At 62.4% G+C, this 20640-nt stretch carries 21 protein-coding genes; 12 read left to right on the top strand and 9 right to left on the bottom strand.

The window, feature by feature from the left end:
* Positions 1 to 234 precede the first annotated feature (234 nt).
* Both ilvA and E8F20_RS21990 read right to left on the bottom strand, forming a co-directional pair.
* On the bottom strand, positions 235 to 1749 hold the full coding sequence (gene ilvA, locus E8F20_RS21995; protein ID WP_280285664.1) for a threonine ammonia-lyase, biosynthetic: 1515 nt from the start codon (positions 1747 to 1749) through the stop codon (positions 235 to 237).
* Between the two features lie 298 nt (positions 1750 to 2047).
* Positions 2048 to 2242: a hypothetical protein gene (locus E8F20_RS21990; RefSeq protein WP_028629375.1), complete on the bottom strand. Its 195-nt coding sequence runs from the start codon at positions 2240 to 2242 to the stop codon at positions 2048 to 2050.
* A gap of 157 nt (positions 2243 to 2399) precedes the next feature.
* Here E8F20_RS21990 and E8F20_RS21985 point away from each other — a divergent pair, with 157 nt between their 5' ends.
* From E8F20_RS21985 to E8F20_RS21975, 3 genes are all read left to right on the top strand, one after another.
* A complete protein-coding gene (locus E8F20_RS21985) occupies positions 2400 to 3578 on the top strand; it encodes a murein transglycosylase A (protein WP_280285640.1) in 1179 nt (392 codons plus the stop codon).
* Positions 3575 to 4081, top strand: coding sequence for an N-acetyltransferase (locus E8F20_RS21980; RefSeq protein ID WP_280285639.1), 507 nt, complete (start codon positions 3575 to 3577; stop codon positions 4079 to 4081). The genes E8F20_RS21985 and E8F20_RS21980 overlap by 4 nt, the downstream gene beginning before the upstream one ends.
* Positions 4082 to 4156: 75 nt before the next feature.
* Positions 4157 to 5140, top strand: a complete 984-nt coding sequence (locus E8F20_RS21975) for a sensor domain-containing diguanylate cyclase (protein WP_280285638.1) — start codon at positions 4157 to 4159, stop codon at positions 5138 to 5140.
* Between the two features lie 25 nt (positions 5141 to 5165).
* Here E8F20_RS21975 and E8F20_RS21970 read toward each other — a convergent pair whose 3' ends face one another.
* Positions 5166 to 5375, bottom strand: coding sequence for a hypothetical protein (locus E8F20_RS21970; protein ID WP_280285637.1), 210 nt, complete (start codon positions 5373 to 5375; stop codon positions 5166 to 5168).
* Positions 5376 to 5433: 58 nt separating this feature from the next.
* On the opposite strand from E8F20_RS21970, the gene fnr reads away from it, so the two are divergent.
* The gene (gene fnr, locus E8F20_RS21965; protein WP_280285636.1) at positions 5434 to 6219 is read left to right on the top strand and encodes a fumarate/nitrate reduction transcriptional regulator Fnr; all 786 of its coding nucleotides are present in this window, start codon (positions 5434 to 5436) and stop codon (positions 6217 to 6219) included.
* 36 nt (positions 6220 to 6255) lie between these two features.
* Here fnr and E8F20_RS21960 read toward each other — a convergent pair whose 3' ends face one another.
* Entirely contained in the window at positions 6256 to 7098 is an 843-nt protein-coding gene (locus tag E8F20_RS21960; protein WP_280285635.1) for an oxidoreductase, read from the bottom strand.
* A 589-nt stretch (positions 7099 to 7687) separates the two neighbouring features.
* Here E8F20_RS21960 and E8F20_RS21955 point away from each other — a divergent pair.
* The 4 genes from E8F20_RS21955 to E8F20_RS21940 all read left to right on the top strand — a co-directional run bounded on the left by E8F20_RS21955 (position 7688) and on the right by E8F20_RS21940 (position 12876).
* Entirely contained in the window at positions 7688 to 8230 is a 543-nt protein-coding gene (locus E8F20_RS21955) for an Hsp20/alpha crystallin family protein (RefSeq protein WP_280285634.1), read from the top strand.
* Between the two features lie 79 nt (positions 8231 to 8309).
* Complete coding sequence (gene prs / locus E8F20_RS21950; RefSeq protein WP_280285633.1) at positions 8310 to 9281, top strand: ribose-phosphate diphosphokinase; 972 nt, start codon at positions 8310 to 8312, stop codon at positions 9279 to 9281.
* Positions 9282 to 9297: 16 nt separating this feature from the next.
* Complete coding sequence (locus E8F20_RS21945) at positions 9298 to 9855, top strand: phosphoribosyltransferase family protein (RefSeq protein ID WP_348529640.1); 558 nt, start codon at positions 9298 to 9300, stop codon at positions 9853 to 9855.
* Between the two features lie 540 nt (positions 9856 to 10395).
* On the top strand, positions 10396 to 12876 hold the full coding sequence (locus E8F20_RS21940) for an EAL domain-containing protein (RefSeq protein ID WP_280285632.1): 2481 nt from the start codon (positions 10396 to 10398) through the stop codon (positions 12874 to 12876).
* Between the two features lie 93 nt (positions 12877 to 12969).
* Here E8F20_RS21940 and E8F20_RS21935 read toward each other — a convergent pair whose 3' ends face one another.
* Genes E8F20_RS21935 through E8F20_RS21920 form a run of 4 tightly spaced genes read right to left on the bottom strand, consistent with a single transcriptional unit; the run spans position 12970 to position 17194 of the window.
* Positions 12970 to 14094 (bottom strand): agmatine deiminase family protein, encoded by a 1125-nt coding sequence (locus E8F20_RS21935; protein WP_280285631.1) that lies wholly within the window; start codon positions 14092 to 14094, stop codon positions 12970 to 12972.
* 31 nt (positions 14095 to 14125) lie between these two features.
* Entirely contained in the window at positions 14126 to 15229 is a 1104-nt protein-coding gene (locus E8F20_RS21930) for an extracellular solute-binding protein (RefSeq protein ID WP_280285630.1), read from the bottom strand.
* A gap of 2 nt (positions 15230 to 15231) precedes the next feature.
* Entirely contained in the window at positions 15232 to 16140 is a 909-nt protein-coding gene (gene aguB / locus E8F20_RS21925; protein ID WP_280285629.1) for an N-carbamoylputrescine amidase, read from the bottom strand.
* A gap of 4 nt (positions 16141 to 16144) precedes the next feature.
* Complete coding sequence (locus tag E8F20_RS21920; protein ID WP_280285628.1) at positions 16145 to 17194, bottom strand: agmatine deiminase family protein; 1050 nt, start codon at positions 17192 to 17194, stop codon at positions 16145 to 16147.
* Positions 17195 to 17328: 134 nt separating this feature from the next.
* On the opposite strand from E8F20_RS21920, the gene E8F20_RS21915 reads away from it, so the two are divergent.
* The gene (locus tag E8F20_RS21915) at positions 17329 to 18186 is read left to right on the top strand and encodes a LysR substrate-binding domain-containing protein (RefSeq protein WP_280285627.1); all 858 of its coding nucleotides are present in this window, start codon (positions 17329 to 17331) and stop codon (positions 18184 to 18186) included.
* A gap of 167 nt (positions 18187 to 18353) precedes the next feature.
* Here E8F20_RS21915 and E8F20_RS21910 read toward each other — a convergent pair whose 3' ends face one another.
* On the bottom strand, positions 18354 to 18524 hold the full coding sequence (locus E8F20_RS21910) for a hypothetical protein (protein ID WP_280285626.1): 171 nt from the start codon (positions 18522 to 18524) through the stop codon (positions 18354 to 18356).
* A 307-nt stretch (positions 18525 to 18831) separates the two neighbouring features.
* Between E8F20_RS21910 and E8F20_RS21905 the strand changes: the two genes are divergently transcribed.
* The 3 genes from E8F20_RS21905 to E8F20_RS21895 all read left to right on the top strand — a co-directional run bounded on the left by E8F20_RS21905 (position 18832) and on the right by E8F20_RS21895 (position 20638).
* On the top strand, positions 18832 to 19041 hold the full coding sequence (locus E8F20_RS21905; protein ID WP_028629355.1) for a cold-shock protein: 210 nt from the start codon (positions 18832 to 18834) through the stop codon (positions 19039 to 19041).
* A 342-nt stretch (positions 19042 to 19383) separates the two neighbouring features.
* Positions 19384 to 20181, top strand: a complete 798-nt coding sequence (locus E8F20_RS21900; RefSeq protein ID WP_280285625.1) for an alpha/beta hydrolase — start codon at positions 19384 to 19386, stop codon at positions 20179 to 20181.
* A 55-nt stretch (positions 20182 to 20236) separates the two neighbouring features.
* The gene (locus tag E8F20_RS21895) at positions 20237 to 20638 is read left to right on the top strand and encodes a hypothetical protein (protein ID WP_280285624.1); all 402 of its coding nucleotides are present in this window, start codon (positions 20237 to 20239) and stop codon (positions 20636 to 20638) included.
* Positions 20639 to 20640: the final 2 nt, after the last annotated feature.

Genomic DNA, 20640 nt, shown 5'->3' with positions numbered 1-20640 from the left:
ATCGCTTTTGTCGGAATTGCCTGAAGGAGCCAGGGGGACGCCGAGTCCTTGCCGGCGAAAATGTCCGCGTTCGCTAGCAAGCCAGCGCCTACAAGGGATTCCAGGGCCTTCAACACGTTACGCAGACATAACCACTTCATTGGCCATGGGCAGCAACGCTGCCCCCTTCGGATGTCGAAAGGCGCACCTGTGGTTCGCTGGGCGATTGAGATCGCCCCCCGAAAAAAGCAGACGCTATCCCAGGAACAGCTTGCAGGCCGGATTGTCGCTCTCCTCCCGGTAGGGGTAGCCGATTTCGTCCAGTGCCTCGTGGATCAGGTGGGACTCATCCTCCGGCACTTCCAGCCCGGCCAGCACGCGACCATTGGCAGCGCCGTGGTTGCGGTAGTGGAACAGGGTGATGTTCCAGCGCCCGCCCAGCTTGTCGAGGAAGTTGAACAAAGCGCCGGGGCGCTCGGGAAACTCGAAACTGAACAGCCGCTCTTCGCCGATGTACGCAGCGCGGCCTCCCACCATATGACGGACGTGCAACTTGGCCAGCTCGTTATCGGTCAGGTCCAGCACCGGGAAACCTTGCTCCTGCAGGTTCTCCACCAGAGTCAGGCGCGGATCGGTCAGCGGATGGGTCTGCACACCGACGAAGATGTGCGCCTCGTCCCCCGAGTTGTAGCGGTAGTTGAATTCGGTGATCTGCCGACGGCCCAAAGCCTCGCAGAAGGCCTTGAAAGCACCCGGGCGCTCGGGCAGCGTCACGGCGATGATTGCCTCGCGCTTTTCCCCCAACTCGGCACGCTCGGCCACATGGCGCAGGCGGTCGAAATTGATATTGGCGCCCGAGTCGATGGCCACCACGGTGTGGCCGCTGACGCCGTCGCGTTCCACGTACTTCTTGATCCCGGCCACCGCCAGGGCACCGGCAGGCTCGGTGACCGAGCGGGTGTCGTCGTAGATGTCCTTGATCGCCGCACAGATCTCGTCGGCGCTCACCGTCAGTACCTCATCGACGAAATGCCGGCAGACCTCGAAGTTATGTGCGCCAATCTGCGCCACCGCCACACCATCGGCGAACAGCCCCACCTGGCTGAGCACCACCCGCTCACCGGCGGCCATGGCAGCCTGCAGGCAGTTGGAGTCCTCCGGTTCGACTCCGACCACCTTTACTTCGGGGCGCAGGTATTTCACATAGGCGGCGATACCCGCGATCAGGCTGCCGCCGCCTACCGGCACGAAGATCGCGTCCAGGCGGCCGGCGTGCTGGCGCAGGATTTCCATCGCCACAGTGCCCTGGCCAGCGATCACGTCGGGGTCGTCATAGGGCGGAACGAAGGTCAAGCCGTGCTCCTCCGCCAGTTTCAGCGCATGAGCCAGGGCATCGGGGAAAGCATCGCCATGCAGCACCACCTTGCCGCCACGCGAGCGCACGCCCTGCACTTTCAGTTCGGGTGTGGTGCGCGGCATCACGATGGTCGCCTGCACGCCCAGCTCACGCGCGGCCAGCGCCAGCCCCTGCGCATGGTTACCAGCCGAAGCGGCGATCACCCCGCGCGCACGCTCCGCTTCACTCAGCTGTACCACGCGGTTGTAGGCACCGCGAATCTTGAACGAGTACACCGGCTGCAGGTCTTCGCGCTTGAGCAACACCTGGTTGTCGAGGCGCTCACTGAGCTGCCGTGCCAGTTGAAGGGGCGTTTCGATGGCCACGTCGTACACGGGCGCGGCGAGGATCTTGCGCACATAGTGTTTGAGCAGCCCTTCGCGCTCATCCAGTGGGCGCTCGGTGAGCGGTGTGCCGGGTTGGGTGGTGAAAGTGGTCATGCTGGGCTCCTGGTTTCGATTTCAGCGCCCAGGAGACAGAAGGAAAAAACCCGCCTCGAGGGCGGGTTTCTGTTTGGTCGTCGGCTAACCCGCCACTGCTGGAATGGCGGTAATAATCGCGGGGCCGGACAACCAAGGGAATTGAGTCATGGCGGGCAATCTAGAAGCCCGAGTGCCTTCAGGTCAAGCTGCAATTTCATTCGATCGAAGCGGAAGCATCCCCTGCAATGGTTCAGGAGACATGGTCACGCACCACGCGCAGCTCGGCCGCGTCCTGATTCATTCGCTGGATCACATTGAACAGTTGCTCTTTCAGCGCGGCGTCGCCGATTCTATCGGCTGCGCGCATCACGGCCACGGCAGCGGCCTCGTTGTTCAGGGCCACGGCGTCGAGGGTCTTGCGGAAGTTTCTAACGATACGGGTCACACCAAAGGCCTCTGTAAAAGCTGCGAGCACCCTATTAGATGAATATTTCCTTATGATTTCAGTGGCTTGGATCAATACAACCGTGCGTCGAATTTGACGTCGACCCAGCCATTCACCAAGCTACCGTGCTCGAATCACTCACCAGGAACATCACGACGTGATTGCCCCTCTCTACCGACGGGGCCGGCTGGCGCTCTGCGTCGCCGCCCTCCTCTCCCTGCTCGCCGGTTGCGACAAAGAACCCGCTAAGCCCGAACCCCCCAAGGTCGACACCTATTCCAAGGCCCGTTGGGAAGACCTCCCCGCCAGCAGCGATGCCGATGTGATTGCCGGCTTCAACGCCTGGCGTTCGGCCTGCGCGCGACTGGCCAAGGATCCGATTTGGTCGACCACCTGCGCCAGCGCCACCCAGGTACCGGAAGACCCGGCCGCCGTGCGCGCTTATCTGCAGTCCCACCTGGAGGTCTACAGCCTGCGCAACGCCCGCAACAGCCCCGAAGGCCTGATCACCGGCTACTACGAGCCGGTGTATGCCGGCAGTCTGGAACAGACCGAGCAAACGCCGATTCCCGTCTACGGGATTCCCGAAGACATGATCGTGGTCGCCCTGGATGGCCTCTACCCCGAGCTCAAGGGCAAGCGCTTGCGCGGCCGCCTGGAAGGTCGCGTCCTCAAGCCTTATGACGACGCCGCCACCATCCGCACCCAGGGCGTCAAGGCCCCGGTGCTGGCCTGGCTGACCGACCCGATGGACCTGCAATTCCTGCAGATCCAGGGCTCCGGTCGCATCCAGCTGGAAAGCGGTCGCCAACTGCGCATCGGCTATGCCGACCAGAACGGCCACCCTTATCGCCCGGTGGGGCGCTGGCTCGTGGAGCAAGGGCAGTTGAAGAAAGAAGACGTCAGCATGGGCGCAATCCGCGACTGGGCGAAGACGAACCCGCAGCGGGTGCCGGAACTGCTGGCGAGCAATCCCAGCTTCGTCTTCTTCGGCCTCAACCCCGACAGCAACGAAGGCCCGCGTGGTTCCCTCAACGTGCCACTCACCGCCGGGTACAGCGTCGCCATCGACCGCAAGGTAATCCCCTTGGGCAGCCTGCTCTGGCTCTCCACCACCCGCCCCGACGGCAGCCCGGTAACCCGCCCGGTGGCCGCCCAGGACACCGGCGGCGCCATTGCCGGCGAAGTACGCGCGGACCTGTTCTGGGGTACCGGCGCCGAAGCGGGCGAACTGGCCGGCAACATGAAGCAGCAAGGCCAGATCTGGCTGCTTTGGCCCAAGGGCGCACCGCTGCCCGGTGCCGCCACCCAGCCCGCACCCGGAAACAAATCATGAGCCTGCAGATTCGTCCTGAAGCCCCGACCGACATCGCCGCCATCGAAACCCTGACTGTCGCCGCCTTCGCCCAGGCGCCCCACAGCAGCGGCACCGAGCAGTTCATCGTCAATGCCCTGCGCGATGCCGGGCAACTGTCGCTGTCCCTGGTGGCTGAAGAGGCAGGTCAGATAGTCGGCCACGTGGCCCTGTCGCCGGTGAGCATTTCTTCCGGTAGCTGCGACTGGTACGGCCTGGGTCCTATTTCCGTGGCGCCTGCGCACCAGGGCACCGGCATCGGTTCGCAGCTGATGTGGGCCGCCCTGGCCGGGTTGCGCGAGCTGGGCGCGGAAGGCTGTGTGCTGCTGGGCGACCCCGCTTACTACAGCCGCTTCGGCTTCATCGTGCGCCCGGGGCTGGTTCTGCCCGGCGTGCCGGCCGAGTACTTCCAGGCCCTGTCCTTCAGCGGTAGCTGGCCCGAGGGCGATGTGAGCTATCACGCGGCCTTCGAGGCCACTGCCTGAATCCCGGCTGATTCGGTATAAGAAGGCTTTGCGCAAGGAAAGGCGCCAACCGAATCGGCCAGCACGGGGGCAGTCATGAGCGACGAAATCGAATCCACCCAGGAGGTCTACAAGGCCCTGCTGGAGTCCACCCGGGCGATCCCCTGGAAGATCGACTGGCAGTCCATGACCTTCGCCTACATCGGCCCACAGATCGAAGAACTGCTGGGCTGGAGCCAGTCCAGTTGGGTGACGGTCAATGACTGGGCCGAACGCATGCATCCGGACGACCGAGACGCGGTCGTCGCCTTCTGCGTCTCCCAGTCCCAGGCCGGTACCGACCACGAGGCGGACTACCGCGCCCTCACCGCCAACGGTGACTACGTGTGGATTCGCGACGTGGTGCATGTGATGCGCAACAGCGAAGGCGAGGTGGAAGCCCTGATCGGGTTCATGTTCGACATCAGCGAACGAAAGAAAGCCGAGCAGCAACTGATCGACCTGCAGAAGCAGCTGGAAGAGTATTCCTACAAGGACGGCCTCACCGGCGTCGCCAACCGCCGCATGTTCGATTCGATGCTCGACATGGAATGGGCCAACGCCCAGCGCACTGGCGAACCCCTGTCGCTGATCCTGCTCGATATCGACTACTTCAAGCAGTACAACGACCACTACGGCCATATTCAGGGCGACGATTGCTTGAGGAATGTCGGCCGCGCCCTGATGAATGCCGCCATCCGCCCCCGCGACTTCGTCGCCCGCTTCGGCGGCGAGGAGTTCGTACTGATCCTCCCGGCTACCGACGAGCCTGCCGCCCGCCAGGTGGCCGAGCGCTGCCGCAAACTGATCCGCGAACAGTGCATCCCCCACGAGAAATCCGGCGTTGCTTCGCTGCTCACCATCAGCCTCGGTGTCGGCACGGTGGTTCCCCGTCACGATGAGCAACCCCTGCCCTTCATCCAGGCCGTGGACCGGTTGCTCTACCAGGCCAAGCAACGTGGCCGCAACCGCCTTGAATCGGCCCGGTGGCGTGCTGAGGACGCCACCGCCCAGTCAGCGGATCAAGCCGAGCCGGGTTGACCCTTCCAATGCTCACCTGAATCAATCAGAACCGGTGCGAACGCCAATCGAGCCAGGTCGAACAGCAGCGTAGTCCTTCACGTCGGATGCCCATGACGAAGCGGCGAGGCTTTGCGGGCATGCTGTAGCACTCGGCGAGGTCAAGGTAGAAGTAATAAATTTCGATAAAATCGAGACTAAAAATATAAATCAGGAAAGCAGGCGTGAGTTCGCCATAAAACAGACGAGCAGGCATCTCCAACACGCTTCAACCACCTAAAATCTGTGTTTGAAATCTTGAACGATCGCTTTCCATGACACATGACTCGCTGGACAGCACCCCGAAATCGGAGGCGTCGTTGCGTATCAACTGCCACGACTGCTCGCTGAACCGTTTTTGCCTGCCCGTAAGCCTGCGCGAGGCTGAAATCAGCGAGCTTGAAGGCATCATCAAGCGAAACCGGCCGATTCATAAGCACGACTACCTGATCCGCGCGGGTGAACCCGTTCAACACGTCTATGCACTGCGTTCAGGTGCTATCAAGACCTACCTGCTCACCGCCGACGGCGTGGAGCAGATCACTGGTTTCCACCTGCCAGGGGAGCTGATCGGTCTGGACGCCATAGGCCGCGACAACTACCCCAGCTATTCGGTCGCGCTGGAAACCTCGGCGGTCTGCACCATTCCCCTGCATCAGCTCGAAGAGTTGGCGGGGGTGATACCCGGGCTGAGAAAGCAACTCCTCAGCACAATGAGTCGGGAAATCCATGTAGAGCATGAACGTCACAGCCACTCACGGGACAGTGCAGAGCAGCGTTTCGCCGCGTTCCTGCTCAACCTCTCCGCGCGCTACAGCCAGCGCGGTCTGTCGGCATCGAAATTCGTGCTGCCGATGAAGCGCTGTGATATCGGCAACTTCCTGGGCATGACAACAGAAACGGTCAGCCGCCTGTTCACCCGCTTTCGGGAACAGGGGCTGATCGACGGCGAAGGGCGTGAAGTGCGACTGCTGGATATCCAGGCCCTATGTCGGCAAGGCCATCCCCACGACGAAGAAGGCAGGCAGGAACAGAACTCGGACGTCCCGAACCAACGTTAGAGTGCCCCCGAGCAACTCGCTCCAGGCATCTGCCCCTCAATATAGCCATTCGCCCAGCCATGGTTGGTGCGGTTCGCAGTAGCGCATCTGTTGCCAGTAGTGGTCGTAGCGTAAGACGGGGCCGTGCATGCAAACGTAGGTCGTGCCGAAGTGGCAGTTACCGCACAGGCCAACGCCGCACGACATGCGCCGCATGATCGACAGCCAGATGCTTTCCGGCGCCACGCCCTTGGCCACGCACAAGCGCCCGGCGGCCTGCATGAAGGGCTCTGGTCCGCAGCAAAGCACAGCATCCGGCCGTTCGGCGGCAAACAGGTCCGCAAGTAGCTGCTGCTCCGCGCCATGGAACCAGGCGGTGGCAATATCCGGCACTTCAAGCTCCACCACGCCCAACTCGGAGTGCCAGTACGCACGGGCCGCGTCGAGCGCAAGGGAGGCGCGGCCGTTGCTGATATGCAGCAGGCGCAGCTTCCCTGGCAGGCGCCAATTACAGGCTTCCTGAACATAGGAAGCCAGGGAAACCAGCCCGTATCCAAGGGTAATGATCAGGACGGAATGGCGGCCGATAAGCAAGGGCCAACCGACCCCGTATGGCCCTCGGTAGCCCAGTACTGTCCCTTCCGGTTGGGACAGGAGCGCTGAAGTGAGGCGCCCCCTGGAACGAACGAGCGCGCGAAAGTTTCCCAGGCTGTCCGGCATCTCCAGATAACTGAACGGGCCCTCTCCTACACCCGGTAGGCTGAGCATGAAGAACTGCCCTGGGATGGTCTCAAGGTCGCAATCCAGGGGATGATCGATGACGAGTTGAAGCACTTGCGTGCTGTCGCCGTCCTCCTGCCGCCTTGCCAGCTTCAGCCTTCGGGGGGTGAGACTGATCATGAAACATTCACCCCTCGCAACACCTGCAGCGCTCTCATGCCGGCACGCTTGCATCGCCCGCACCCCTCGCCCCCATAACCGTCGTAGCGCTCCTTGAAGGCATTGCCGAACTTGTGCAACCACAAGTGCTGCGTCCGCTGCCCGGCACCGCTACTGGGATTGCGCCCTTGGGATTCCAACTGGAACGTCTCCGACAAGCCGCTATCCCAGGCCCATTCCCTCGCGCAAGCCAGAGCGCCATCGACCGGGCGCACCTCGAAAAGCCTGCGACCGTTCGCCGGGTGTGACCGCAGCTTCGCGGGATGATCCAACCTGGAGACCCCCATGGTTTCCTCACTCGACGCTTGTCGATGATTGTCAAATCCACGCTATGCCCTGCGCAGGCTGGCGCGATTGATCAACATCAAGGAATCCCCATCGCCCCGACCCGATAGAGGAATCACCCATCGCAGCCTATGCCCAACCGTGCAACCGGACCGGGGGTCAGGGGTAGAAATCAACTAATTGACGAAGATCAACAATCCTCGCGGGGAGGCTCACAGAATTATTGAAGAGCCGTCCCGAGAAACCGATCGAGGAGCGAACCACCATGGCCGACACTGAACGCAGCCGTCCTGAAGAGATCAAGTCCACGCCTGCCAAGAACCCCGCGGTACAGGAGCAAAGGCATCCCTTCGAATCCCTTCGCCAACAGATAGACCGCCTGTTCGAGGATTTCGGCCGGTCTCCCCTGCACTTCCCGCTCGGGCGCAGCTCGCCGGACGTCGATTCGTTCTGGGGGAGTACCTCCCCCGGTCGCGGCATACCGGCAATCGATATTGCCGAGAAGGAAAACTCATTCGAAGTCACCGCCGAACTGCCTGGGGTAGAAGAGAAGGACATCCAGATCCGACTCTCCAATGGCAACCTCGTCATCAGTGGCGAAAAGAAGGCCGAGAAGGAGGAAAAGCAGAAGGACTACCACCTGTCCGAACGGCATTACGGTGCATTCCAACGCGCGTTCAGTCTGCCCAAAGGTGTCGACGCAGAACGGATCGAAGCCAGCTTTTCCAAAGGTGTGCTGACAATTTCACTGCCCAAGCGCCCGGATACCATCAAGCCCGAGAAGCTGATTCCAGTGAAGTCCGCCTGATATCAATCACATCAGCGCCGGTGGCTGACTGGCGCCGACCGGTCAAAGGCCCCGTTACCGCCTGTTTGGAGGTGAACCGATGAGTCGAGACATCCCGCTGCTCTTCGCACTCCACGAGGCGCACCCCTTTGCGGAACGGGTCGCCCGGCACCTGGGTATTCCGTTGGGGACAGTGGCGGAGCGGACCTACGAGGATGGCGAATACAAGTGCCATCCCCTGGAACCCGTCGCCGGCAGGCAAGTCGTGGTGTTTGCCGGCCTTTATGCGGAGCCCGGCCTCAGCGTGCACGACAAGCTTTGTCGGCTCCTGTTCCTCTGTTCCGCCATCAAGGATGCCGGCGCGAACCATCTGCTGGTGGTGTCCCCCTACCTCTGCTACAGCCGCAAGGAGCGGCGAATCCAGGCGCAGGACCAGGTGATCACCCGCTACGTCGCGACGCTGCTGGAAGCCTCGCGGGTCGACAGCCTGATCACCATGGAAACACACAATCAGGCCGCTCTGGACAATGCCTTCCGGATTCCCACCGTCAACCTGGACAACGCCCGGCTGTTCGCGGATAGCTTCATCGGCTGGGACGATGGCGGGCCAGTGGTAGTCGCCTCTCCAGACCTCGGCGGAATCAAACGTGCCGAGTTGTTCCGGCAAGCGCTCGAGGTGCGCCTGGGCCGCGCAATCGGCCATGCCTGCGTCGAAAAATATCGGCGCGATGAAACGCTTAGCGGCGGCATGCTCGTGGGCGAAGTCGAGGGCTGCACCGTGATCCTCCTGGACGACCTCATCAGCACCGGCTCCACCCTCCTGCGCGCGGCCCAGGCCTGCCATGCCGGAGGCGCGCGCCGAATCTTCGCGATGGCCACCCACGGCCTCTTCACCGAGGGCATGGGGCTGTTGGAGTCGCCCCTGCTGCAAGGCCTCGCGATCAGCGATAGCGTCCCCCTACCGGGCGTGGAACTGGCCCTGAAAGCCGGTCGCCTGGTCGTGGTGGATACCGCCGAGAGCATCGCGGCGACCCTTGTCGACCGATACCGCTTGATCCACAACACCGACTGACGCCAGGGGCTGATCCGTGACCGATCGCATCTGCCTGTATGACCCAGAAGAAATCGACCTCGTGCTGGCAGCCATGGCACGGCAGATCGTCGCCTGCTTCTCCGGCACCCCCTTTGCCATGGTCGGTATCCTGCGCCGGGGAGACCCGCTCGCGGGCATGATCCAGGCGCACTTCCGCGCCCTGACCGACGCCCCGGCGCCACCGCTCTACCCACTCAAGGTAAAGCGCTATGCCGACGACCTCACCCTGCTCCACCCGGAAACCTCGCTCACGGGCAATGACGCGCTTGCGGCCCTGAACCTGGCCGAGTTGCCCTTGCTGGTAGTTGACGATGTGCTCTACGAGGGCCACTCACTGCTGCGCACCTGCGCCTACCTCGCGCAACAGGGCGCACGCCGAGTGCATACCGCAGTCCTGGTGGACCGCTGCACAAGCACCCAGCCAATCCGTGCCGATATCGTGGGCATTCGCCTGCAGGCCGCACCCGGAGACATCGTCGAGTGCCACGTCCCGCCCTATGAATCGGATTTGCGGATCGAACTCATCCGTCACGGCCAAACCGCCAAACACTAATGCCACATCGAACCACCGCAGCACCGGCGACGTCCGTTGCGGGGAAAACGCTTCACCGACCCACCATTGGCGCTCGACCCAAACTCCGGACGGTCGAATGCACGACTTTAGCGGCGCGCCGCAAGAAGCGAAAACGATGCATTTTATGAATGCTCATCGTTCGTGAGTTTGACTGTCACGGTATGACGTGCCGGATTGCGCCTTGGCACCGTAACGGTCCTTTTTGCTCTGGCGTTGCTCACGGCCGTACACCTTCATGCGATAGCGTGCGACCGTCGGTGATCGAGAAATGGATTCAGGGCACCTAAGGGTCAGGACACCACTACAGTCCGTCGCCGCTGAGAAGCCAGCAGTCGTCCGGCCAAATAGTGGCCATTTCGTAGCTATGCTTAAGCGGTAGTCGAGTCCCATCGAGGCGGCCCGGGCCGCTTCGTTCATTTCCAGTCTCGACCGTCAGCCAGCTGTATCCGCACGCAGATGCAGCGCCTGATTGGACGTTCGCGCGACGCCGTTACAGGGACTTTGCCTGGAGATCGTGAAATGGATTCTTTCGAAGGTGAAAGCGCTGCCAACCAGGCCCTATCCAGCCATTCCGACAAGCCACGCTCGACCAAGTGGCACCGCATGTACTTCTTCCTCGCGGGCTTCGACGTGCTGGTCGTCGTGCTGAGCGTGCTGCTGAACCACCTGATCGTCGACACCTATCACCGCTCCATCAAGGCGAACCAGTCCTGGGTCCTGCAACTGTCAGCCTACTCGACACTGGGCAGCCTGGCATCGGAAGTGAACGCCCCCGGCAACAACGTGTTCGACACCCACGATGTCGAAGCCGAGTCGCGCAATATGACCGCGGCCTTGCAGGCCTTCAACGAACACCTTTCCAACGTCAAGCAGCAACTGCAGGAGCGGATCGTCCATCAAGCGGAGCACAGCGCCGAGATCCAGGTTTTCACCCTGGCCTTGAAGGACGAGGTAGCCGAAGTCGACGCTGCGATGGGCGAGATGGTTAAGGAGGCCTCGCTGATCTTCTCCTTTTTCCGGGAAGGCCAGTCGGACAACGCCGGTAAGCGCATGGCCACGATGGACCGCAAGTACGCCAAGCTGCTCGCCTCGCTGGCCACGGTGCGGGAGCGCGTTGGCCTGATCCAGAGCAAGCTGCTGGAAGAGGAACTGGAGTCAGTCGAAGAACTGCGACGGATCGAGTATTCCATCATGCTGTTCGTGCTGTTGATGGTCAGCGCGGCGGTGTTCTATGGCCGCCGGATCAAGCGCGAAATGGAAGCGCACGCGTCTGAGCGCGAGGGTTACCTGGCCGTGTTGCGCGAAAGCGAAAAGCAGTTCCGCCAACAGGCATCACTGCTGGACAAGGCCCAGGACGCCATCGTCGTGCACGACATGGATCACCGCATCCTGTACTGGAACAAGAGCGCCGAGCGACTCTACGGGCTGTTCAAGGAAGAAGCGCTGGGCAAGTCGGCACAGGACCTGATCTACCAGGGGCACGCCGCTGTCGATGTGGCCACCCACTGCCTGATAGAGACCGGGGACTGGTCGGGTGAAGTGACGCTGCGACGCCGGGATGGCAGCACGATCACCTTCGAAAGCCACCGAACCCTGGTACGCGACGATAACGGCCGGCCGCAATCCGTTCTGTCCATCAACACGGATATCACCCACCGCAAAGCCGCCGAACAGGAGGTCAGGCGCCTGGCCTTCTACGATCAACTGACCGGCCTGGCGAACCGCCGGCTGCTGCTGGACCGCTTGCAGCATGTATTGGCCGGCGGCGCCCGCAATCTGCACACGAGCGCCGTCATCCTGATCGACCTCGACAACTTCAAGGCGCTGAACGACACCCTGGGGCATGACCGCGGCGACATGTTGCTGCAGGAAGTGGCCCACCGCCTTTGCGGTTGCATTCGCGAAAGCGATACCGTCGCCCGTCTGGGCGGGGATGAGTTCGTCGTCCTGCTCGAAGGGCTCAACGAAAATCCGCCAGATGCCGCTATCCAGGCCAGAGCCGTCTGCGAAAAAATCCTCAACGCGCTCAACATCACCTACCAGATGGATGGCTACGAGCACCACAGCACGCCCAGCTTGGGCATCGCGCTGTTCCAGGGGCAGCTGAATTCGGTTGACGACGTCATGAAGCGCGCCGACCTCGCGATGTACCGCGCCAAGGCGGCGGGGCGCAACACGCTGCGTTTCTTCGACCCCGAGATGCAGGCAGTCGCCACCGCACGCGCCCGGCTGGAAGCGGATTTGCGCCAGGGTCTGCAGGGCAAGGAGCTGCTGCTGCATTTCCAACCACAGGTGAACATCGAGGGCCGCATCATCGGCGCAGAGGCGCTCATGAGATGGCAACATCCCGAGCGCGGTCTCGTGTTGCCTGCCATGTTCATTCCGCTGGCCGAAGAGACAGGGCTGATCCTGCCGCTGGGCCACTGGGCGCTGCAAACCGCCTGCGCCCAGCTGGTGGCCTGGGCCAGGCATCCGGAGACCGCCCGGCTGGTGGTGGCGGTGAACGTCAGTGCCCGTCAGTTCCACCATCCCGACTTCGTCGAAGAAGTACTGACCGTATTGCGGTACACCGGGGCCGATCCGAAGAAGCTGAAGCTGGAGCTGACCGAAGGCCTGCTGGTGGAGGACATGGAAAGTACCGTCGCCAAGATGATCGAACTGAAGGAGATCGGCATCGGCCTTTCGCTGGATGATTTCGGCACCGGCTACTCGTCACTCTCCTACCTGAAGAGCCTGCCGCTGGACCAGCTCAAGATCGACCAGTCATTCATCAGGGATGTGCTGGTCGATCCCAACGATGCGGCCATCGCCTGCGCGATCATCAGCCTGAGCCAGATTCTCGGGCTCTCGGTGATCGCAGAGGGCGTGGAGACCGAAGCGCAGCGCGCTTTCCTGGCCACCCATGGCTGCCAGACCTACCAGGGCAACCTGTTCTCCCGCGCGCTGCCGGCTGAACAGTTCAGGCAGTACGTTCACGAGAGGATACTGACCGAGCACTGAATGCCGCTTCGTTGATGGGTATCGCTTCGCTCCACGCCATCCTACAAACCGCGGTTTTGTGCCCGGAATCGGCTTTTTTCCTTGTGGGGGCCATCAAACCTTCGGCATGTTCTTGGTCACGCAATGGATACCACCACCGCCAGCGGCAATCGGGTCAATGTTCACCTGCACCACCGCGCGGCCGGGATACAGCTTGGCCAGCAGGTCCTTGCAGTACTTGTCGGCGGCGGCATCGCCAAACTCCGGGGCGATCACGGCGCCGTTGATCGGCAGGTAGTTGATGTATCCCGGCGCGAAATCCGGGTTGTTGCGGGTGTACTGATTGCTGCGCACGCTCAGCGGCGGCGGCAAGCTGTGAACCACCAGCCTGCGCCCATCGGCGTCGGTGGCAGCGTTGAGGATTTCCAGGTGCTTGCGCGTCACGGCGTAGTCGTAGGACTTGGGGTCGTTGTCGAGGTTTGCGATTACCACGCCGGGTTTGACGAAGCGCGCATAGAAGTCGACGTGGGCGTCGGTAATGTCCTTGTTCCTGATGCCCGGCAGCCAGATGATCTTGCGCACACCAAGGTTGGCCTTCAGCTCGGCTTCGATCTGTGCCTTACTGAGCCCCGGATTGCGGTTGCCATTGACCCAGCAACTTTCGGTGATAATCGCGGTGCCGTGCCCATCCACCTCGATGCCGCCGCCCTCGCCTACCAGTGCGCTGCGGATGTAGGCGGCCTCCATCTCGTAGCTCAGGACGTCGGCCACCTGGGCGTCGTTGGCCGACGTCTGCTTGTTGCCCCAGCCGTTGAAGTTGAAGTCCACCAGGCCCAGGCCACCCGCCCCGTCGACCACGAAGCAGCCGCCGTAGTCGCGCACCCAGACGTCATCCAGCGGCATGGTCAGGAACTCGATGTTGGTGGTGCCGCATTTGCTCTTGGCCGACGACAGCTGGTTGGCCCGGCACAGCACAGTAACCGGCTGGTACCTGGCAATGGTCCTGGCCAGCAGGGCAATAGTGTCGTTCACCGCGGACGCCCAGTCCTCCCAGACAGTGGAGGACGCCGCGAAGGCAAGGATCACCCGTTCCTGCGGGGCGTGCTCGTCGGGCATGTACCAGCTGCCGGCTAGGGCGGCGGGCACACGGGCCGCGCCAAGACCAAGGCCAAGCGTGGCAGCGGCACCGATTCCGCTGGCGACCATCATCTGCTTGATGAAGTCACGACGTGTAGACATGTAAGGTCCTCTGTTGGGTAGGGATGCGGGTTCAGTCGTGAATGGCCGTCTTGAAGGTGGTCCATGCGCGCATTCGCGCACGCATGTCACGCTGCGGAATGTCCTTGCCGGGGATCAGCCGCGTGTAGGTCGCCTCGTCGACATAGATGTCCGGGTTATTGCGCATGTCGGCATCCACCATCGGCCGAGCCAGGGCACTCGAGGTGGGATAGCCGGTGGCGTTGCTGATGGCCGCCATGTTTTCCGGACGCATGACGAAGTTGATCAGCGCGTAGGCATACTCCGAGTGCTGGGCATCGGCGGGGATGGCCATGGTATCCATCCACACCGTGGTGCCTTCTCGGGGGATGCGGTACTGGAAGCGCGCGGGCTTGCCGGCTTCATCCGCTGCACGCTGGGCCTGGGTCATGTCGCCGCTATAGCCGAGAGACAGGCACAGATCGCCATTGACCAGTTGGGTGACCGGCTGTGACTGGAACTTGCGGATATACGGCTTGATGCCCTTGAGCAGCGCCACCGCCTCGGCCAGTTCGTCCGGCTTGCTGCTACGGGGGTCGTGGCCAAGGTAGTTGAGCACCACAGCCAGCACTTCATCGGGCGAATCGATCATCGAGATGCCGCAGTCCGCGAACTTCGCTGCCAGCTCGGGCTTGAAGATCATGTCCAGGCTGTTGACCGGCGCCTCGGCCAGACGCTTGTCGATCATTGCCTGGTTGTAGGTCAGCCCGATGGTGCCCCAGGTGTAAGGCACCGTGGCATGCCGCGAGTAGGGATACTTCGTCTGCAGAGTCCGCAGGCCCGGTTCGACGTCCGCCAAGTGTTCGAGTTTGCTGCGATCGAGCTTCTGCAAGGCGCCGGCGCGCATCAGGCGCTCGGCCACGGTGTCGCCGGGGAAGATCAGGTCATAGCCGCTGTGGCCGGACATCATCTTGGCCTCCAGCGTCTCGCTGCTGTCCATCACGTCGTAGATGACCCGGATACCCGTCTCCCGCGTGAAGGCGTTGAGCGTGTCCGGGGCGAAGTAGTCCGCCCAGTTGTACAGGCGCAGGACCTTTTCCTCGGCCTGCGCGGCCAGTTGCAGAGCGCTGAAGCCAAGGCCCAGCGAGACGATCAAGAGCTTCTTCATGACATTCATCTTCAGACTCCCTGGCGCTGCCAGCGCTCGTGGATTTGACGACCATCCAGCCCAAGCAACGCCCCGTACATTTCCGGCCGGCGATCACGGTAGATGCCCCAGTTCAGGCGTTCCTCACGCATGGCGGCGAGGTCCAGCCGCTGCACCAGCACACCCGTGGTATCGCGGTCGGCCTCGGCCAGGAGCTTGCCCTTGTGATCGGTGATGAAGGAGGAGCCGTAGAAGCGCATCTGCAAATCCGGGTCGCTGCTGGCCACTTCCTGACCGACGCGGTTGGCGGCGATTACCGGCAGGATGTTGGCGGCGGCGTGGCCGCGCTGGGTCAGTTGCCAGTGATCGCGCGAGTCCAGCCCGGTAGCGCCGGGCTCGGAACCGATGGCGGTCGGATAGAGCAGCACCTCGGCCCCCATCAACGCCATGCAACGTGCAGTCTCGGGGAACCACTGATCCCAGCAGATGCCCACGCCGATGCGACCGAAGGCGGTATCCCAGACGCGGAATCCGGTATCGCCAGGGCTGAAGTACTCCTTCTCCTGGTAGCCAATGGCATTGGGGATGTGGGTCTTGCGGTACACGCCAAGCAGGCGGCCATCGGCATCGGCCACCGCCAGCGAGTTGAAGAAGGCGTTGCCGGCACGCTCGAACCAGCTCAGAGGCAGCACCACCCCCAGCTCGCGGGCAAGATCGGCAAAGCGCTTGAGCACTGGGCTATCGCCATATTCCTGCGCCAGTGACAGGTGTTTGTGGTCCTGTTCGATGCAGAAGTACGGCGTGGCGAACAGCTCTTGCAGGAGGATCAGTTGCGCGCCCTTGGCCGCAGCTTCCCGCACCCGTTGTTCGGCTTGATCGAGGTTGCTTTCCAGGTCCCAGCTGCAGGCGAACTGGGTGGTAGCGACGGTCAGTCCAGTCATGGCATCACCCCTTCAGCGGCCAGGCCGGCTGTTGCTGGGTGATGCAGTGCACGCCACCGCCGCCGTGGGCCAAGTGGTTGATCTGCACCGGCACCACTTCACGCCCCGGGAAGGCCAGGCGCAGGGTCGCTGCCGCTTCGTCATCGGCGGCGATGCCGTAGGCCGGCATGATGATCGCGCCATTGACGATGTAGAAGTTGGTGTAGGACGCGCAGAACACCTCGGCGTCCTGATCCACCGCTTCGCCGGCCTCGAAGAGTTCGAGCATTTCAAAGCGGCGCCCCTGCGCATCGGTGGAGAGCTCCAGGGCACGGCGGTTCTCGCGCACGATTTCGGCGTACACCGAAGACGCGTCACGCGTGGCATCCACCAGCAGCGCACCAGGCCGGGCAAAAGCGCACACGCCGTCGACGTGACCGTCAGTCATGTCACCGGTGACGTAGTCGGGATCGCCCGGCAGCCAGATGGTCTTCTTCACACCCAGCAGGCGGGAGAAGATTTCCTCCATCTCGGCCTTGCTCATGCCCGGGTTGCGGTTGCCGTTGAGCAGCACCGACTCGGTGGTGATCAGCGTGCCCTGCCCGTCCACATGGATGGCGCCGCCCTCATTGACCAGCGCGGTATCGAAGCACTCCAAGCCAAGGCCGTTGAGGATGCGCCCTGCCAGGCTTTCGTCCAGATCAAAGGCGGACTTCCCGCCCCAGGCATTGAAGCGCCAGTTCACGCCGGCCGTGCCCAGGCGCGGATGGCAGACGAAGCTCGGTCCGGAGTCGCGGCACCAGCTGTCGTTGATCGCCAATTCGACCAACTCGATATTCGGCCCGCAGAGCTCACGCGCCCGTTCCAGTGCTGAGGGGTCGACCACCATCTTCACCGGCTCGAAGCGGGCAATTGCGTTGGCCACTCGAGCGAAGTCCACCTGCACATCCGCCAGGGTTACGCCCCAGCCGTTTTCCCACAGGGCCTGGTTATGGGGAAAGGCCATCCAGGTGGCTGCATGGGGTGCCCATTCGGCAGGCATGACCCAGCCGTTCTGCGAATCTTTGAGTTGCATACAAGCGCCTTCAGTTAAGTATTTGTTATCACTGAATAACCGCGACTGCGGTAATGGCTTGCATGCTAGGCCTGTAAAAACGGACGAACAAACGATAGATTTTGCAGCTTACTGATTAGCCGAGCTTATCTATCATGCTGAAACACTGGCCACCCCTGAATGCCCTGCGCGGCTTCGAAGCGGCAGCCCGACTGGGCAGCTTCCACAAAGCAGCTGAAGAACTTCACCTCACCCAGTCGGCCATCAGCCAGCAGATTCGCAGCCTGGAAAGTTTCCTCGAACAGCCGCTGTTCTTCCGCAACGGCCGCAGCGTGGCGCTGACCGACGCCGGCTTCGACCTGCTGAGCACCACCCAGTCGCTACTGCAGCAACTGGCCGTGGGCATCCGCCGCCTGGACCAGTACCGCAAGCCCAATCAACTGGTGGTCAACACCACGCCCGCCTTTGCCCGCCACTGGCTGGTGCCGCGCCTGGCAGACTTTCACAAGCGCCATCCGCAGGTCGACCTCTGGTTGCTGACCACTGACGAGACACCGGAGATGGCCACCCAGACCATCGACATCGCCGTGCGCGACGACCTCAGCGCCCAAGCCGAATGCAGTTTTCGCGTGCTGCTGGAAGATCGCCTCTACCCCGCCTGCCACCCCGCCCTGCTGGACATGGCTGCGGACTCGCGGACCACCCTGCATGGTGAGCGCGAGATGGACTGGAGCCACTGGCAGGTGCAGGGCGGCGTCGATGTCGGACAGCAGAGCCAGGGGCTGAATTTTTCCGATCCCGGCCTGCTGCTGGATGCCGCCAGCCAAGGGTTGGGGATCGCCCTGGTCAGCCAGTTGCTGGGCAGCCACGCGCGGGATCGGGGACAGTTGGTGCCGCTCGCGGAACAGACCGTGCGTGGTCCGAACTGGAGCTGGCTGGTGCACCGCGACAGCGAGGGCGACCCGCTCACCGGCAGCTTCTGCGACTGGCTGGTTGAGTCACTGCAAGCGTAGTTGGCGACAACCTGGTGCGGGTCGCCGGTTTGCAGCGAATTGTTCCATTGGTCAAGCAAGGTCGAGATTTCTTGCCCACTGGTTGCCTTGCAGGACGCCACCCGTTGTTCAACCCGCAAAAAAGCCCGCTTCAGCGGGCTTGGTCGTTGCGGGCAGCGGGCCCCGATTCACGCATCGGGCTTCTTCGTCTGCGCTTTAGTCCATTGCGTCTTCTTGCGGTCAGTGTTCCATCCGGTTGCTCCGGTGGGTATTTCCTTGATCTCGCCGCCCTTTGACAGGAATGCTTGTGTCTGCTCGTCCAGCTGCGATCTCGATCGGCTTGTCGGTGTATCGGACATCGGAGTCACCTTTGAGTGATGAGCCGTCATTGCGAGCGACTCACTTGGGACTATACAGGCATACCCATTGCCGCGCCGGGGCAATTGTCCGGCCCTCCAGCGCATTCCGGGCGTCGTCCTCAGTCAGAAAAAACTATTCAATACCAACAAACCCTGTATTCTCACAGCACTGCCTGCCCAGTCTTGCGGCACCGTCTTGATGTTTTGTCCTTACGATTCTCCATCTCCTCGGCACCCTTCACTTCGCATTCAGTCACGGTCACGCTATTGCCGACCCCGTATTCCTGCACCTTGGAGATTCATCATTATGTCGACCCGCCAAAACGGAACCGTCAAGTGGTTCAACGCCGAAAAGGGCTTTGGCTTCATCAGCCCCGAATCCGGTCCGGACGTATTCGTACACTTCCGTCAGATTGAAAGCTCTGGCTACAAGAGCCTGGACGAGGGGCAGCGCGTCTCCTTCCTCGTCACCGATGGCCCCAAAGGGCCTCAGGCCGAGCAGGTTCGCCCGCTGTAACGCCGATTTAAGAAGAAGCCCCGCACATGTTGCGGGGCTTTTTCGTTTGAGCCTGGGAAACCACGTCGTTAGGGCGTGCCATGATTCATCGGCTCTGCCTGTGACGATCGAAATGCCTGGTTTACAGGATGAAGTCGGATCTTCAGTAGCCCGGATGAAATCCGGGGAAAGTCCTATCGCCGCTCCCGGAGTTCATCCGGGTTACGATCTGGCCTGCTGCATCTGCGATGCCCCCACATAGGGGCCATAGGCAAGAAACTTCAATCACGAACAGGTACGTCGGCTGCCTGGCGCGCCATTTTCTGGCAGCCTGTGGGGCGTCCCCTTGCCCTGGAGTCAGCTGTGCCAAGCCCCAGCCACCACACTCAGGACCTCTGGATCAGCAGCCTCCACGGTAGGCTCTTCGTGCGCATCTGGAGCCCCGACCACCTCAGCCCATCCGTTGACGAAGCACCCATCGTGCTATTCCACGACTCGCTCGGCTGCGTGGAGCTGTGGCGTGAATTTCCCGCCAAACTGGCGAGCATCACCGGCAGGACCGTGGTGGCCTACGACCGGCTGGGCTTCGGCCGCTCGAGCGCGCATCCAGGGCAGCTCGCCTTCGGCTTCGTTGGAGATGAGGCCGAGCGCGACTTCCCGCTGGTCAAGGACCGCCTCGGTATACGCGAGTTCATCGCCTTCGGCCACAGCGTCGGCGGCGGCATGGCCACTCACTGCGCAAACCGCCACCGGGAGCATTGCCTGGCCTTGATCACCGAGTCGGCGCAGGCCTTTGTCGAAGACCGTACCCTGGCGGGCATCCGTGAAGCCAAACAGGTTTTTCAGCAGGACGACCAACTGGATCGACTGCGCAAGTACCACGGCGATAAGGCCCGCTGGGTGCTGGAGGCCTGGACGGAGACCTGGCTGTCGCCTGCCTTCGCCGACTGGAACCTTGAAGCGGAGGTGGACCGGCTGGACTGTCCTGTACTCGCTATCCACGGCGACCAGGACGAGTTCGGCTCCGAGCTGCATCCTCAGCAGATCGCGCGCCTGACCGACGGCCCGTCCCGGATGCTGCTCATCGAAGACTGCGGTCATGTTCCCCATCGCGAAAAGCCGGAGGCAGTGCTCCTGGCGGTGGCTGAACTGCTGCGATGAACCGGTCCCGGGCGCCGATGGCGTCCGGGCAATCGGCTGACTATGATCGGAACCCATGACGCTCACTCTCCCTACCCGACAACCCTGCCCTCCCGGCGCCTGCAATTGCGGGCGTGAGGAGTTGCTGGAGCTGCCCGGTGCCGATGTCCGCATCCTGCTGCTGACCCGTCAGGAGGAGAAGCGCCTGCTGGAGAGGCTGGAGAACATCCGCAGCCTGGAAGACCTGGAGCATATGCAGCGGCGCATTTACGAGCAGCTCGGCGTGCGCCTGCATATCGCCCCCGGCTTCAACGAAGTGCGCAGCATGCGTGGCATCGATATCCGCATCGACGAGCTGCCCGGTCTTTGCCGCAAGACGCGGCAGTCCATCCCGGCGGCCATCCGCCGCGGTCTTGAACTGCATCCGGAAATCGCCTGGCGTCTGCTCGACGCCCACGACCTGTTGCGCGACGCCTGACG

It is taken from the genome of Pseudomonas sp. BN415 (genome assembly GCF_029871195.1).
GTDB classification, from domain to species: Bacteria; Pseudomonadota; Gammaproteobacteria; order Pseudomonadales; family Pseudomonadaceae; genus Metapseudomonas; species Metapseudomonas resinovorans.
This window is presented reverse-complemented; position numbering and strand designations above follow the sequence as displayed.